Annotated in this window: 14 protein-coding genes; 5 read left to right on the top strand and 9 right to left on the bottom strand. The window is 61.6% G+C overall.

Features of this window, described 5'->3' with window-relative positions; translation table 11 throughout:
• Positions 1 to 75 precede the first annotated feature (75 nt).
• Entirely contained in the window at positions 76 to 825 is a 750-nt protein-coding gene (locus tag RCH10_RS22615) for an SDR family NAD(P)-dependent oxidoreductase (protein WP_409054166.1), read from the bottom strand.
• Positions 826 to 944: 119 nt separating this feature from the next.
• On the opposite strand from RCH10_RS22615, the gene RCH10_RS22610 reads away from it, so the two are divergent.
• Positions 945 to 1,895 (top strand): LysR substrate-binding domain-containing protein, encoded by a 951-nt coding sequence (locus RCH10_RS22610; protein WP_409054165.1) that lies wholly within the window; start codon positions 945 to 947, stop codon positions 1,893 to 1,895.
• Between the two features lie 102 nt (positions 1,896 to 1,997).
• Here RCH10_RS22610 and RCH10_RS22605 read toward each other — a convergent pair whose 3' ends face one another.
• The 5 genes from RCH10_RS22605 to RCH10_RS22585 form a co-directional block, all read right to left on the bottom strand.
• The gene (locus RCH10_RS22605; RefSeq protein WP_409054164.1) at positions 1,998 to 2,870 is read right to left on the bottom strand and encodes a LysR substrate-binding domain-containing protein; all 873 of its coding nucleotides are present in this window, start codon (positions 2,868 to 2,870) and stop codon (positions 1,998 to 2,000) included.
• Between the two features lie 510 nt (positions 2,871 to 3,380).
• The gene (locus tag RCH10_RS22600; protein WP_409054163.1) at positions 3,381 to 4,139 is read right to left on the bottom strand and encodes an SDR family NAD(P)-dependent oxidoreductase; all 759 of its coding nucleotides are present in this window, start codon (positions 4,137 to 4,139) and stop codon (positions 3,381 to 3,383) included.
• Positions 4,136 to 4,909 (bottom strand): SDR family NAD(P)-dependent oxidoreductase, encoded by a 774-nt coding sequence (locus RCH10_RS22595; protein WP_409054192.1) that lies wholly within the window; start codon positions 4,907 to 4,909, stop codon positions 4,136 to 4,138. The genes RCH10_RS22600 and RCH10_RS22595 overlap by 4 nt, the downstream gene beginning before the upstream one ends.
• A gap of 56 nt (positions 4,910 to 4,965) precedes the next feature.
• A complete protein-coding gene (locus RCH10_RS22590; RefSeq protein ID WP_409054162.1) occupies positions 4,966 to 6,387 on the bottom strand; it encodes a four-carbon acid sugar kinase family protein in 1,422 nt (473 codons plus the stop codon).
• Positions 6,388 to 6,391: 4 nt separating this feature from the next.
• On the bottom strand, positions 6,392 to 7,669 hold the full coding sequence (locus tag RCH10_RS22585; RefSeq protein WP_409054191.1) for a ribulose-bisphosphate carboxylase large subunit family protein: 1,278 nt from the start codon (positions 7,667 to 7,669) through the stop codon (positions 6,392 to 6,394).
• A gap of 773 nt (positions 7,670 to 8,442) precedes the next feature.
• Here RCH10_RS22585 and RCH10_RS22580 point away from each other — a divergent pair.
• The 4 genes from RCH10_RS22580 to RCH10_RS22565 are packed head-to-tail and all read left to right on the top strand — an operon-like array spanning position 8,443 to position 13,194.
• Positions 8,443 to 9,489, top strand: a complete 1,047-nt coding sequence (locus tag RCH10_RS22580) for a substrate-binding domain-containing protein (RefSeq protein WP_409054161.1) — start codon at positions 8,443 to 8,445, stop codon at positions 9,487 to 9,489.
• Entirely contained in the window at positions 9,459 to 11,042 is a 1,584-nt protein-coding gene (locus RCH10_RS22575; protein ID WP_409054160.1) for a sugar ABC transporter ATP-binding protein, read from the top strand. The genes RCH10_RS22580 and RCH10_RS22575 overlap by 31 nt, the downstream gene beginning before the upstream one ends.
• Positions 11,039 to 12,235, top strand: a complete 1,197-nt coding sequence (locus RCH10_RS22570; protein ID WP_409054159.1) for a sugar ABC transporter permease — start codon at positions 11,039 to 11,041, stop codon at positions 12,233 to 12,235. Before RCH10_RS22575 ends, RCH10_RS22570 begins: the two co-directional genes overlap by 4 nt.
• Before the next feature lie 47 nt (positions 12,236 to 12,282).
• Entirely contained in the window at positions 12,283 to 13,194 is a 912-nt protein-coding gene (locus RCH10_RS22565; RefSeq protein ID WP_409054158.1) for an SMP-30/gluconolactonase/LRE family protein, read from the top strand.
• Positions 13,195 to 13,518: 324 nt separating this feature from the next.
• Here RCH10_RS22565 and RCH10_RS22560 read toward each other — a convergent pair whose 3' ends face one another.
• The 3 genes from RCH10_RS22560 to RCH10_RS22550 are packed head-to-tail and all read right to left on the bottom strand — an operon-like array spanning position 13,519 to position 15,463.
• Positions 13,519 to 14,286 (bottom strand): 2-keto-4-pentenoate hydratase, encoded by a 768-nt coding sequence (locus tag RCH10_RS22560; RefSeq protein ID WP_409054157.1) that lies wholly within the window; start codon positions 14,284 to 14,286, stop codon positions 13,519 to 13,521.
• A complete protein-coding gene (locus RCH10_RS22555; RefSeq protein ID WP_409054156.1) occupies positions 14,283 to 14,537 on the bottom strand; it encodes a hypothetical protein in 255 nt (84 codons plus the stop codon). The genes RCH10_RS22560 and RCH10_RS22555 overlap by 4 nt, the downstream gene beginning before the upstream one ends.
• 32 nt (positions 14,538 to 14,569) lie before the next feature.
• Entirely contained in the window at positions 14,570 to 15,463 is an 894-nt protein-coding gene (locus tag RCH10_RS22550) for an SMP-30/gluconolactonase/LRE family protein (protein ID WP_409054155.1), read from the bottom strand.
• Positions 15,464 to 15,470 lie beyond the last annotated feature (7 nt).

Raw genomic sequence — 15,470 nt, 5'->3', positions numbered from 1 at the left:
TTTGGCACCCGGCAATATGCTGGACACGACAAGTCGTCATGGGTAGCAAACCATGACGTCGCAGAACTCTCTGCCCTAGTGAATCAGCATGCCGCCATTGACGTCGAGCGTGATGCCCGTGCAGTAAGCCGACAAATCGCTGCCAAGGAAAACGCAGGCGCCCGCGACGTCGTTGGGGCGGCCCAGGCGACCCAACGGAATCGTCTCGGCGATCTCCGCCTTCTTGGCTTCCGTGAGCTTGCCCTTGATGATGTCAGTGCCGATCAGGCCCGGGGCGATGCAGTTGACGCGGATGCCCGCGCTGCCCAATTCACGCGCCATGGCGCGAGCCAGTCCGAGCACTCCGGCCTTCGCGGCGGAGTAATGCGGCCCGCCCAGGATGCCGCCCCCGCGCTGCGCGGAGACCGACGAAATGCAGATGATCGAGCCGCTTCCCTGGCGCTCCATCACCGGGATCACCGCCTGGGAACACAAGAGCGTGCCACGCAAGCTCACGTCGAGCACCGCGTCGTAGTCCTCGGCCGTGATGTCGACGGTCTTGCGCGGTTGCGTGATGCCTGCGTTGTTGACCAGGATGTCGATGCGATCGAACCGGGCCAGCACTTGCTCCACTGCACGGTCCACAGCAGCCTTGTCGGTGACGCTGGCCACCACACCCAGATGCTCCTCGCCAAGTCGCCTGGCAGCCTCCTCGGGCCTGGCGCCTTCCAGATCCATGATCGCTACGAGTGCGCCGTGACTGGCCATCTGGAGCGCGGTAGCAAAGCCCAGCCCGTTAATGCCGGCACCACCGGTGACGAGAACCACTTTGTTGGCAAGAAGCATATTTGTCTCCATGGGATTCGAATGGCAAGATTGTGAAAAAAACTGTAGTTGAAAACAAGCGATAAACTTTCAACGTAGAGTGATATATCGTCATCATTAGGTTTACCCCGATTCACACCATGAGCGCATCCTTTCCACCCTTCGCGTGTCTCACTGCATTCGAAGCCGTTGCACGCCGAAGAAACTTCACCCTTGCGGCGAATGAACTCCATCTCACCCCTTCGGCTGTCAGTCATCAAATCGCCAAGCTGGAGCAATTTCTGGACATTCGCCTGTTCGAGCGCACGGCACACAACGTTGAGCTCACCATCCCGGGTGACGACTATCTCAAGCGTGTCAGTGGTGCCATGGCGGCCATCAGTGCGGCCACGGACAATGCGAGAAAGGGGGTGCGCAATTCCCTGCATGTGCATTCGACACCCAGCTTCGCAACGCTGTGGCTCATGCCGCGTCTGAAAGACTTTGCGACGGACCATCCCAACATCTCGTTTTCGATGTCGGCCTCGGTGGTGCATTCAGACTTCGCCGCTGGCCATGCAGACATCGATATCCGGTATGGCGTTGCGCATTGGCCGCAGCTGACCGTGCGGCCCATCTTCGATGAACAGGTGATGCCGTTGGCCAGCCCGACTTTCATCCGTCGTCACCGCATTGCGACGCCCGAGGATCTAATGCACGTGCCGTTGATCCAGTCCACGGTCGGCGTCGTGCAGTGGCCCGACTGGTTCGCAGCCCAGAACATTGCCCACACACCCGGGAGTTATGCCTATCGTTTTGATCGCGCATTCATGGCGCTGGATGCCGCAGTGCAAGGACTGGGGGTGACGTTCGAGAGCACCTCCATTGGCGCTCTACACCTGCAGAAAAATCGGCTCAAGCCTGTCTTCGCTTCCGGCGAGTACCTGCCCGTTCAGGCTCACTTCCTTGTCTATCCCGAGCGCCATGCGCAACGCCTCGAAGTCATAAGTTTTGTCGACTGGGTTCTGGAACGCACAGCTGCTGCTCCAGACCTGAAGATGCGACGGGCAGCACTCGGGCGTTCGTCATCCACACGTTCGAGCACGAGCTGACCCTTCGAAGCCCTCAATCAGGGACAACCGTTATACCTATTTCGAGTCCTTCCAACGCGCGCCTGAAAAAGGCAATCCGAAAAAGCTATCGCTTTCGAATTTTCATTGCGCTGCGAGGTCGGTCTGCTGCTCTGCTGCGCGCAATTCGTCGGTCAGCCAGTCCACCAATTTGACCGTGTCCGGGCGTCGGCTAAGGTGCGACGCAACCCAGATCGAAAGCTTGTTAGGGCCTGCCAAAAAGCCAAACGGCGCGACCAGTGCGCCGCTGTTCAAATCTTCTCGTACCAACATCCTGGGCACATTGATGAAACCCAGGCCGCACCTGGCCGCTTGGATCAACAGGAAGAAATGATCGAAGGTCTCATCAACATGCAGGTCGCCTATGTCTTGGGTCCCGCACCGCCTCCAATCCGTCCAGGCGTGAGGCCGGGTTCGCGACACCATGAGCCGTGCACGGGTCAAGTCGGCTGCCGACTCCATTTGCAAGCTCCGCAGGTATTGCGCAGAACAGACCGGGCCAATCCATTCGGCAACGACCTCGTTGCTGATCACTTGCTTCGGCGGGTCGATGCTCGACAAGCGGAGCGCAACGCTACTGTTATCCCGCGTGAAAGCCTCCGAGCCGGAACTCATGTTGAAGCGCAGTTCGATCCCGTGGTTTGTTTTTTGGAATTGCGCTAGCCGCGGGATCAACCAGTACATCATGATCGACTCCGAGCACGACAGCGTCAGTGGCCCGGGCCTCAACTGCTCGACGCTCGACTGAATAAGCGCAAACGCCCTCGATAAGCCCTCGGCGAAACACTGACCTTCGGCGGTCGGTTTGGTGCCGTGCGCGCTGCGCGCCAATAGTGGCAGACCGAGCGAATCTTCCAATATCCGGATGTGGCGGCTGACGGCACCATGAGTGACAAACAATTCGTCGGCAGCAGCGCTAAAGCTGTGCAATCGGGCCGTCGCTTCGAAAGCGCGCATCGCGTTTAGGGACAACCGCGGTAATGTCATCGTTGGCGCCTGCGATTAGCCATAGGACAGTGTGCTTGGCTGGGTTTCATGTCAGTTTTACTGGCGGGCCATCGACACCAGGTCGATATCCCCCGCAGTGAATCAGGACTATTTGGTGCCCCGATTTCACTGGAGCATTCATTCTGCAACGAATGCTTCAACAGGCTGCTGCGGGTTACTGCTAAGTCAGGAAATGCGAGTTGCGGATCGGATTGAGCAAACGAAAAATAGGCGCATACCTTACCGAGCTGCCGTGAACCAAGCATCGAGGCGCACGCTTGTACCAATGCGCGTAAAGCACGGCTGAACAGCGAAAATGATATGGAATCAAGGCGGTGCTGTAGCCGACAACAGTATGTTCAGAAGGCGCGGTGGCGCAAACCACGTCTATCGACAAACTTGATCAGGACATACCCGAGCGCAGCAGTACGACACTGCGCATCGCGCACAGATGTCGTTCCTCGTGGTGGCGCTAAAAATTCAGTGTATGTGCATCCCGCCGCTGACGTCCAGCACCACGCCCGTGATGTACGCCGACTGGCTCGACGCCAAAAAAAGGCAGGCGTTAGCAATATCCTGCGCGCTGGCCAAACGCCCCAGCGGAACGCCTTCGGCCACCCGGCGCTTGCCGGCGTCGTCGATCTTGCCGATCAGCAGGTCGGTATCTGCCATGCCCGGAGCGACGGCATTGACGCGCACGCCGCCGGGCGCCAGTTCACGCGCCATGGCCTTGGCCAGCGACTGCAGCGCGCCTTTGGCGGCTGAATAGTGCGGCCCGCCCAGGATGCCGCCACCGCGCTGCGCCGCCACCGATCCCATGCAGACGATTGCACCGCGACCCTGCCCCAACATGAACGGCACCACAGCGCGGCTCATGTTGAAGCTGCCACGCACGCTGCTGTCCATCACCAAATCGTAGTCTTGCTGCGTGCTGTCGAGCAGGCGCTGCGACTGGCTGACACCGGCGTTGTTTACCAGGATGTCGACTCGCCCGAAACGATTCAGCACCTGACCAACTGCCGACTGACAGGCCACTTCGTCGCGCACGTCGCAGGCCAGCCCGAGGTGGTCCGGCCCCAGCAGCGCCGCCGCCTGCGATGCCGCGTTTTGGTCTAAGTCGAGCACGACCACGCAGGCGCCTTCGTCGGCAAAACGCTTGGCGGTCGCCCAGCCGATACCGCGTGGCGAGGCCGCGCCGGTGACGACGGCCACTTGGCCTTGTAGTTGCGGTGTGTTCATAATCCCCTCGCACCTGAAGCCAGAAAACCGCCATCGACGGGCATTGCGATTCCCGTCACATACCGCGCCTCTTCAGATACAAGGTACATCACGGCGGCGGCAATCTCGCCAGTGCTGCCGTAGCGGTTCATCGGAATGGCCTTGGAATATTCTTTGCGAAAGCGCTCGGTGTGCAGCGCCTGCGTCATCAGTGTGTCTACCGGACCAGGGCAGACGGCATTGGCCGTGATCCCGTGTTCGGCCAACTCCACCGCCATCTGCCGGGTCAGGGCGATGACCGCCCCCTTCGACGTGCCGTAGGCCGTACGCCCGCTGCCGACGGCGCGCAACCCCGCCACGGAGGCAATGTTAACGATGCGACCCCAACCCTGCCGCAGCATAAGCCGCGCTGCGGCCTGGGCGCACAGAAATGTGCCGGTGACGTTGACGGTCATGGTGGTCTGAAAGTTATCGAGCGGGAAGTCGAGAAAGGCACAGACCTTGGCGATGCCGGCGCAGTTGACCAGCACGTCGCAGCGCCCGAACTCGCGGTCGACCTGGGCGAAAACGCGGTCGATCGACTCGGGCTGGGCCACGTCCAGCGGCAGCGCAAGCGCGGTGCTGCCCTGCTCGCGCAGGCCGGCGGCGGTCTCATCGGCCGCCGCCGCGTCGAGGTCGGCGACGACGACGGCGAAACCCGCCGCCGCCAGACGGGCGCAAACCTCGGCGCCTATTCCCATCGCGCCGCCGGTGACTACGGCCACGCGGCGCTTGCTGATTGATGTTTCCATGTGGGTTTGAGCCTCGTGAGGGTTAGTGGAAGCCGATGAGATCGGACTGCGCTGGATCAAGTTGTCCCCTGCAGGGCTTTGACGAAATAGTCCGAGCCGCCCATTTGCCCGCCTTTGAGGGCGATCTCGAGCGAGGCCAGGTGCGACGCTTGCGAAAGCACCCGGCACAGCGGCGCCCCCGGGGCGAGCCGTGCGGCCACCTGCAGGGCCTGCGGTGCAAGCTGCTGTGTGATGAGGCTGGAGGTGTCGCCGCCGGACAGCAGCAGCCGCTGCAAGGGCACCGCGCGTAACACCCGGTCTGCCACATGACCCAAACGCTGGCCTAATAGCCGGCCGCCTTCAAGCTGGGCCCGGCCGGGCTCTATGCCGCGGGCCACCAGCGCCTCCAGCAACGCCGGAATGCGCCGATCACTGTTGCCGCGCGCAGTGTGCATCATCACGCTGCGACCGGCGCGCAACGCCGTGACCGTGCGCAGCGTCAGCAGATCGAGTTGCTGCGGCCAATCGGACGCCGCGACAAGCGCGCACGCGTCCACCGGGATATCGACGAAGCCAGCCGCCAACGCAGCCTCGATTTGCTGCGCACTGAGGGCCGAGGCGCTGCCCGAGATGGCCAGCACTTGGCGGACGGGCGCGAAGCGGTCAAACGCAGCCGCGACGGGCGGCTTGATCGTGCCGCACTGAGCCCACCATTGGGTCAGCGCGTATTCGAGACCCGAGGAGCCGACCGAAAACAACGGCCCCGTCCGGTCCGCGCACAGCCGCTCCAGCTGCCGTCCGGCTTCGGTCAGGTGGGCCGGCTCGGCGCCGTCGAACAGCAAGGCTCCGCCAGTGTCCCGCGTGAGTCGGTCGAATTCGATATCGCGAGCTTGCGCGGTCTGGGAAAAAAACGGCAAGTGCAAACCCGTGATCGGCTGCGCGGTCTGGCTACCGAGGTGGCGAACCAGGTCGGCCTCGGTCATCGGTGTTACCGGATGAGTGCTCATGATCGGGTGCCGGTCAATCCGGTGCACCCGGCCGTCGGTGGCAGAGCGCGCGTACAGGTTGCCGAAGCTGCAATAGCGAGCCAGCGCCGGCGTGGCCGCGATGATGGGGATGATCGCCGACCCGAATGCGGCGCGCGAGAGATCCATCACCCGGCCAATGCTGCCCACAGTAGCGCTGCTGTCGAAGGTTGAGCACACCTTGTAGTGCACCAGTGGCACCGGCAGCGCCGCGAGCGCTGACAGCACTGTCGGCAATTGCTCGTCCATCTCTGCCGGCGTCAAGCTGCGACTGGCGCCAGCGACGCCGATGGCGTCGAACGGCCCCAGATCGCGCAGTGTTTCAGTGCTGGGCACGCTCAGAAACAGGGCGCAACGCAGTCCGGCGAATGCAAGTACCTCCAGAGCGTCGGTCGAGCCGGTGAAGTCGTCGCCGTAGAAGGCGAGCCGCAGCGGGGTCGCGGCAGCAAAAGCAGGAGCATCGGGTAAGGCCATGGGATCAGCGGGTGCCAAAGTGGGCCAGCGCCCGTTGCAGCGCAGGCCGTGTTTTTGCATACTCACCCAAGTCGGTACCGGCAATGGCCGCCTCCCATCCGTCTCGCATGCTCTGCACGCCGGCCGCAGTGCCATCGGGGTGGCCGATGATGCCGCCGCCAGCCAGGTGCATCAGGTCGGTGGAGCCCAGCTCTCGGTATAAGTCTGGAGCCTGGCCGGCCCACTGGCCAGAGGAGAACACTGGCATCAGCGGTGGCACGCCAGCAAACGGCGCAAGGCAGGCGCGGGCCGAGCGGATCACTGAATCGTCGGCTTCCCAAAACTTGCTGCGGATGCCGTTCACATGCAGATGGTCGACACCGGCCAGGCGCCACAGCTTCTGGTACGCCTCAAACGAGAAGCCAAGCCCCGGATGGCGCGTTAAGGCGCCCCAGCCATTGCGGTGCCCGTGGATTGGCACCTGCGCATGGCGACGCAGGTGTTCAACCGCCGCAAACCCCACCCAGTTGACGCTGACCATCACACAGGTGCCACCCGCGCGCACCACCGAATCATGACGGCGCAGCAGCTCATCGACCGATCCGGTTATGTTGATGGCGTACATCGGCATGCGGCCCAGCCGGTCGGCATGACGTTGCAGCACCGGCATCACAGCGGCCAGCCTGGCCTCGAAACGTGCGTAAGGCGGGTCGGCGATCAACTCGTCGTCCTTGATGAAGTCGATGTCGGCTGCGCACAGATCGTCTACCAGTGCTGCCGTCTGGCCGGCGCTCAGGCCGATGCTGGGCTTGATGATGGTGCCGATCAGCGGACGGCCGTGCACTCCAGCCAACTGCCGGGTGCCACTGATACCAAAGGCTGGTCCCGGGAAGGCAGCTGCATAGCTGTCGGGCAGGTCCAGGTCCAGCAGGCGCATGCCCGTGACCTCGCCGAGTTCAAACAGATTGCCCGCCACCGTCGCCAGCAGCGTCGGCAGGTTGGCGCCCACGTTCTCGATCGGGAATGCAATCTCGATTTCAGCCCGGTGGAACACGCCCGTGTGACCCTGACGCGCGACGAACGCACTCTCCAGTGTGGGCTGAAATAACGGCGGCAAGGACTGGACGCTCACCACCCGGGCACGCGACCGCTCCTTCAGCTGCTCGGTTTCGCCGGGCAGCGCCAGAAAGGTGCCGGTGGACTGCTCACCCGCGATCACTTCTGCCACCTTGTCGGCTGGAACGGAGCTCTCGACTAGGTAGCGGGCGCGAAACTCTGGGCGGGTCGGAGTAGATAAAGGCATGGCATCTGTGATGTTTTCAACAAGTTCGCCGGGCCGGAGGTGGCGCATGCAAACGGTGCAATGGCTGAAATACTAGTCGCGGCCGCCGACTGTCAGCAAGCGATATGACTTAACCTGCATGTCAGGAAATATCACGGCCGGCACGCAAGCCGCTTAATTTCTGGGCAACGGCAAGAGTCCTGGCGGTGAGCGAGCAGGCGAAGGATCGGGAAGAAGGCTATCTCGACATCGACCTCAGCAAGGGCGCGATGGCACCCGCGGGTCCGACGCAGAAAAGCCGTTCACGAAGATCTCAGTGGCGGTGGACCGCCGTGCGAGTTGCCGGGCCAGCGCCGGCGAGCACGGTGGGCGCGTAGTGATCCCCTTTACCTACCATTTGGTCGGCACCCAGCAGCGCCTTGGCGCCAGCCCGGATGGTGCGTAGGACTCGCGTGTTGGGCGCGTCGCGCAAGTCGTGTCGCGCCATCGGAACCCACGTATGTTTTTACGGCTGCCGCAACGCCGCTCAGACAAATAAACTCACACAGAACGCAGCAAATGTCGATTGTTACGAATATCAGATCCCGATATTCTGGAATCCTTCGAATTGAAGAACTGTGCAAATCCTCCACGAAGACAAGCGAGCGAGATCGGTCAGGCTAGTTGCCTGACACGATGATGGTGGGTACACATCACTGGCGGAGGGATTAGCAGTAACAGCAAGAGCGACGGGGCGGACCGACCCGTCATTTTTAGAAAAACTGCCTTTCAAGGCGGTACAAATGGAGACACTCATGCAAACCATAGATTACAAAGGGCCGGTTTTGACCCGGCAAACATTCCTTCGTGCCGGAGCTGGCGGTTTACTCGCCTTCATGGCCGGCGCAAGCCTTGAAGCGCAAGCGGCAAAAAATATCAAAGTCGGATTTATCCTGCCAAATTTCGACCAGTTGCGCTGGCGCAATGCTGATTTCGCCGGCTTTGAGGGTGAGGCGAAAAAGCTCGGACTGACCTATTTCAGCGAAGCGTCGCAGGCATCCGAAACCGTGCAGGCGAGCCAGTTCGAAAATATGCTGACCCGCGGCGTCGATGTGCTGATTCTGACGCCGGTGAATGGCGCGTCCGCCGCGGCCCTGGTGCGCAAGGCCAATAAAGCCAAGGTTCCAGTAGTCAACTACAACTTTCTAGCGCTCAACGCCGACGTCGATTGCTTCATCGGTCGCGACGCCGTACAGATGGCTGAGTCGATGGCGCAGGATGCCGTCAAGGCGGCCCCGTCGGGCAACTACATACTCGTGCTGGGTGAAGAGAGCACCAGCGTCGCGCAGGAGGAGCGCAAGGGTTATCTGAACGTCCTCAAGCCTTTTATTGACTCAGGCAAGATCAAGATAGTGTCTGAGCAGTTCAACAAAGGATGGTCGACCGAGTTGGCCCGAGCACAGGTCGAGAATGCGTTGACGAAGGTAAAGAACGATGTTGCCGCCGTGATATGCGCCAACGACGGCACTGCCTACGGCGCGATCCAGGCGCTGCAGGCGCAAGGGCTTGCGGGTAAGGTGTTTGTCAACGGCGTGGATGCCGAGCCGCATGCCCAGGAACTTATCAAGCAGGGGTTTTTGACCTTGTCAAACTTCACCGACTTCTGGCAGTCCGGTGTTGAAGCCGCCAGCGCAGCGGCGAAGCTGGCCAACGGCCAAAAGATCGAGACCGGTGTCATCGTCAATAACGGACTGAAGGATGTGCCCTGGATCAAAATCCAGAACTTCAATATCACCAAGAACAATCTTGCAGATTCAGCCAAGAAGTATCCATGGTGGTTCGCCGCGAAAACGGCCACGTGAGAAAGCCCGCAACCGACCTTCCGCCAGCCGTCAAACTTTCCGGAATTGACAAGTGGTTTGGCGGCGCACATGCGCTGCGCAGCGTCTCGGTCACTTTCGAGAGCGGCTTGGTGCATGCGGTGGCTGGAGAAAACGGGGCGGGCAAGTCCACCTTGATGAAGATCCTCTCCGGTGTCATTCCAGCGAGCGATTACAGCGGCACGCTGGAGATCGACGGCGTACCGCAGCGGCTGCACAGCATTCGCGAGGCCGAGCGTCGCGGCATTTTTTTGGTGCCCCAGGAACTCCACGTCGTGCCCGAGCTGCGGGTCGGCGAATTTATGTACCTGAACCGCGAGCCGCAAGGGTTTGGTCTCGTAGACACCAGGAAGCTGTTGGGCGACACGGCGCATTGGCTCAAGGTGTTCAACCTGCAAGCCTCGCCCCTGGCGCGGATGGAGGAACTCAGCACGCACGAGCAGCAACTCATCAGCATTGCGCGTGCGATGACACAGGGCGTCAAGTTACTCATCCTCGACGAACCGACATCCAGCCTTACCGAACCCGAAACGGCGTTGCTGTTCGCTCAGATCGACGACCTGCATCAGCACGGCGTGACGACGATCTATATCTCGCACCGTCTGCATGAGTTCGAACGGATCGCAGATACTTGCACGGTGATGCGGGATGGCTCGGTTGTCGAGCGCTTTTCTTTGCGCGATACGGGGGCGGATACGCCACGGCGCGCGATCCGCGCGATGCTGGGCCGCGACCTCAATGAGATGTACCCGAAGGTGCCCGCCACGACGGGCGCACCACTTCTGTCACTGAGGAATTGGACTATCGGCCATCTGCATCCCGGCAGACCGGACGTAGTGCGCGACGTAACGCTCAGCGTAAAGGCCGGCGAAGTGCTGGGCATCTATGGCCTGTTGGGATCGGGCGCGTTCGCGCTCGCCCGCTCCATTTTTGGCGTTTGCGCCGGACGGTTGACAGGCGTGATGGAAGTTGGCGGCGAGCCGGTCCGGGTCAACCATCCGCGCGACGCGATGCAGCATGGCATTGCCTACGTTCCCGCTGAGCGCAAGCGTGACAGCCTGATGTTGACGCAGTCGGTCGCAAACAACGCGTCGCTGGCGGCGCTGTCGCGCCTCAACTGGCTTGGCGTGGTTGACCGTAACGCGGAGCTGCGTGAGGTTCAGCGTTACATCAAAAGCCTGCAAGTGAAATGCGCTTCCATTGAGCAGCCGATCAGCGAACTCAGCGGGGGCAACCAGCAGAAGGTTGTCGCCGCAAAGTGGCTGTTGACCGAGCCTCGGGTGTTCGTGCTTGAAGAGCCGACGCGCGGCGTCGACGTGAATGCTCGAATCGACTTTTATGAACTGATCAACAAGCTGACGGCCGCAGGTCAGGCCGTGATCCTGGTTTCCACGGACCTGCCGGAAGTGCTGGGCATGGCTGATCGTGTCCTGGTGATGTGTGAAGGGCGGATTGTCAAGGAATACGGTCGCGGTCTGGCGACAGACGAAGAGGTGATGTTACATGCCACAGGAAAAAACAAGGACCCCGCATGACCCCCTCCCTTAACGAAACACTGACAGGATCCGTGACTGAGCGGCGCAAGCGGCCGAACTTGGTCACCAGCCTGATGTCGCAAGGGCAGTTCCGACTGCTGCCCATGATCATCGTGTTGATCACGGTGTGGGTGGTTTTGCAACTGTTGACGGACGGGTTGTTCCTCAGCGCGCGCAACCTGACCAACCTCAGCGGTCAGGTTGCCATCACCGCTGTTCTTGCTGCCGGGGCCGTGATGGTGATGATTCCGGGCTATATCGACCTTTCGCTCGGAGCCACCGTCGCAGCTTCTGCGGTGGTCGCGGCCTACGCCAGTACCGTGTTCCACTTTCCTTTGGGCGCGACGATTGCGATCACGCTCGCATTCGGCTTGGTCGTCGGTCTTTGGCATGCATTCTGGATCGCCTGGATGGGCGTGCCGGCATTTATTGTCACGCTGGCGAGCCTGCTGGCAATCCGCGGCGTCGCGTTGATCATCACCAAAGCAGAAACCATCTCGCCGAGCAATGAAATGCTCGTCATATCTGACGCATCACTGTCTTTTACACTCAGCATCGCGCTGCTCGTCGCTTTTTGGAGCATGTTCTCGCTGCTGCAGCTGCGCGAGTGGCGGGCGCGGCGTGCGGCGGGTATCGAGGCATCGTTCGCCCTGGTCGTGGGGCTGCCGATTGGTTCGCTGGGTATCGTCATGCTGGGTGCCGTCGGAGTCGCCGTAAGCTACCGTGGACTGCCGATGCCGGACGTGATCGTCTTGGCTGTAGTGGCTGTGTCTGGCCTGATCTTGCGCTACACGGTTTTCGGTCGACGCCTGTTTGCGATCGGCGGCAATCGAGTCGCCGCCGAACTCGCGGGCATCAACATCCGCGCGCACGCGTCGTTCGTGTTCGCAGGAATGGGCCTGCTGTACGGGGTGGCCGGACTCATGCTCGTATCGCGGCTGGACAGCGCACCACCGGGCGCGGCCGTGGGGCTGGAATTGAACGTGATCGCCGCGGCGGTGATCGGCGGCACCAGTCTGCTGGGCGGCCGCGGCACGGTTGCGGGCGCGTTGCTCGGCGCAGTGCTGATGGAGAGCCTGGCCAACGGCATGAGCCTCATGAACCTGCCGTCGGCTTATCAATTGATCGCTGTAGGGCTCGTGTTGCTCTTTGCCGTTTACGCCGACATTCGCGGCCGCGGCCGGGTCGGCTGAGAGAGCCGGCGCAAGCTGACATACAACAACTAGAAGGACCTGTCGACATGGAACAACCGTTTGAAGTGCTTGACCCGCGGTTCGCTAAACTGCGCCCGCCTGTTGCGAAGCTCGAATTGATTCACACCGGCTGCCGCTTTACAGAGGGCGCGGTGTACTTTGGCGATCATCGCTGCTTGCTGTTCAGTGACGTGCCGAGCAGCCGGATGTTGCGCTGGGATGAAGACACCGGGCAGGTCACGACGTTCCGCGCGAACTCCAACTTTTCCAACGGCAACACCCGCGATTGCGAAGGCCGCCTCGTCACCTGCGAGCACAGCACTCGCCGCGTGACACGCACCGAATACGACGGATCGATCACCGTGCTGGCGGAGCGTTGGCAAGGCAAGCGGTTCAATTCACCTAACGACGTCGTTGTGAAGTCCGACGGCACCATCTGGTTTACCGATCCGAGCTATGGGCTTGACCAGTATTTCGAGGGCGGGCGCGGCGAGAGCGAGATCGGCAGGTGCAACGTATACCGGCTCGATCCGAGAGATGGCTCGATCGAGGTGGTCGCGGACGATTTTTCGCGCCCCAATGGGCTCGCGTTTTCGCCCGATGAGCGCAAGCTCTATATCGTGGACTCGGGACTTTTCCCCGATCCGGATGGGCCCCATCACATCCGAGTTTTTGATGTGTCCGAGAAAAACACGCTGCAGAACGGAAAGATTCTGACCGATGTGTCGCCAGGAATCCCGGACGGGCTGCGCCTCGACACCCGTGGCAATATCTGGTGCAGCGCAGCAGATGGCGTGCATTGCATCACGGCGGACGGCGAGCTGATCGGCAAGATCCACACGCCCGAGATTTGCGCCAACCTGGTCTTCGGTGGGCCTATGCGTAACCGGCTGTTTATGTGCTCCTACACCTCTATTTATGCCATCTATGTTGAGGCAATAGGTGCACTGCGGCCATAGCAGCAGATAAGGGCCAACAGCTCAGGCAGCCGAAGTGCAATGGCTGCAGTTTTTCCTGTCCAAGGCCGCCTGGGACGGCGAGGCGATAAATCCCTGGCGCCTGGCGCTGCTGTGCGCCGACACAGCGACGGCAGCAGTTGATCCAGCACTATTGGTTAGCACCCCACCCGGTGGCCAACATTGCCCCGGCTATGGGATGCGCCTGGTCATTGACCGGCTATTCGCAATGCCGCCCAAATCCGGGTGCATTCCAGTTGCCATGCTAAGCAACTGAATGACGATGCACCATCCAGGATCATCGCGACCGTTGCGTTGCCACCGTCTTCAAATGAATCGGGCACCGATGCGGCCGATCCAGCCAAAATCCGCTGACACCTGCTGCCCAGGCTGAACCGGGATGGGTGCGACGCAGGCGCCGGTGGTGACGAACTGCCCGGCCTCGAGCGTGCGGCCGGTCGAGGCCAACTCGTTGACCAGCCAGACCAGCGCAGCCACCGGGTCGCCCAGCACATTGCTGCCCAGGCCTTCGACCCGGCGCCCGTCGCTGACCCAGGCCTGAACCTGCAGCGCTGGCAGCGATGCGACGCGCTCGTCGGGCGCCACGGCGGCGCCGATCAGCATATCGTTGCAGCAGGCGCAGTCGGCAATCAGCTGCGCCTGGCCCGCGCGCTCGAAGTGCAGAAAGCGCGAGTCGGGCGCTTCGATGCCCGGGTGCAGCGACTGCACTGCGGCGAGTACCTCGGCGCGGGTGTAGGCCTGCGCCCGCGGTGCCAGCGTGTGGCCGAAAAGGAAAACGATCTCGCACTCGGCCACGCGCATGCCGTTGTGGCTGAGGTCGATCTCAGCGCCATCACCGTGCACATGGCGGGCGAAAACTGGCCCGGCGATCGGGCCGTCGACGGCGATATGCACCTGGCCTGCCTGGCTTGTGGCGGCGATCTTCCAGCCGGCGATGCGGTCTGCGGCAATGCCGGCCCACAGCGCCTGCACCGCGCGGCCCTGTTCGGGCGTGGCGGGTCGGCAGGCAGCGGGCAGCTCGTCCAGGTGCAGGCCGTCGCGCCAGTGGCCGGCCAGCAGCTTTGCCGCCGTCAACGCTGCGGGATCCGCTTTTTCGAAGTTGTGTTTTTCATAACGTCAGTATCACCGTTGTCCCAAGTCGCCATGCCTGAGCTGCTGCACGCACGCACGCACGCACGCACGCGCGCGCGCTGCTGCGCCGCGCCAGACTGGCAGCACATCGGCCCAGCCAAGCGTTTGGCGTGGCCCTGCGCCTTGCCGATGTGCAGGGCGTAGCGGCGGATGCGGCAGGCACGGTCGCGCAGCGTTGAACTCAGGTCAGACATAGGTATTCATTGACTTTGGATGCGTTACTGCGCTAAAGGGTTTTCGGATAAAACAGCGCTGCGCCGGCGCATGGCACGTCTAGCCATTCGACTTGGCCCTTAAACACTTCGGTGACAAGAATCTTCGTGCCGCTGCGCGCAAAACACAGGTTGGTTGGGCACGGGCCATCAAGCTGCATGCGCTCGGCGACGTTGCCGCGAGAGTCCAGCACGGTCACGTTTTGCTGTCCGTAGACGCTGCAATAGAGCCTGCCGTCAGCACCGAATTTCATGCCGTCCGGGCCTTTGAAACCGGTATGGTCGTCAGGCTGCAAAACGTTGCCGAACAGATCGCGTGCGGGACTTGCGGACCCGAACAGGTCATAGCGATAAATGTCGCCGGTGAATGACGCGTTGGCATACAACGCGTTGTCCGTTCCAAAGGCGATGCCATTGGCGAAACGGATTTTGCTGTCGAGCAAGCGAACGATGCGCAGCGTCTTCGGATCGATCTGGTAAACGCTTCCATCCCAGGCGAAATCCATGTAACCGGCGGCAAAGTCTTGGCCGTCAAGGAAGTCGGCCATGGCCATGCCCGAATCGGTCATGTAGAGCTGACCGTCGGGGCCAAAGACGAGGTCGTTGGGAAAGCAGAAACGGCCGTGGCGATCATCGCCTTCAAGGCGCTTGATTTCGCGGCCGTCTTGATCGATGCACAGCAGCGCGCGCAGCCCGGCCTCGGCAACCCACAACAGACCATCGCCGTCAATGGCCAATCCGTTCGGTCGACCCTGCGTGTTTTTTACGACACGTCGCTCGCCGCTCGGGCTCAAGTGCGTGACATTCAAGGTGCTGTTCGACATTTCCGTCACGAACATCGATCCGTCCGGCATCGCGACCGGTCCTTCCGGCGCGCCAACGTTTGCAGCAAAGATTCCTGAGGCCATGAATATC

It is taken from the genome of Variovorax sp. GrIS 2.14, assembly GCF_046115955.1.
In the GTDB taxonomy this organism is placed as follows: domain Bacteria; phylum Pseudomonadota; class Gammaproteobacteria; order Burkholderiales; family Burkholderiaceae_C; genus Variovorax.
This window is presented reverse-complemented; position numbering and strand designations above follow the sequence as displayed.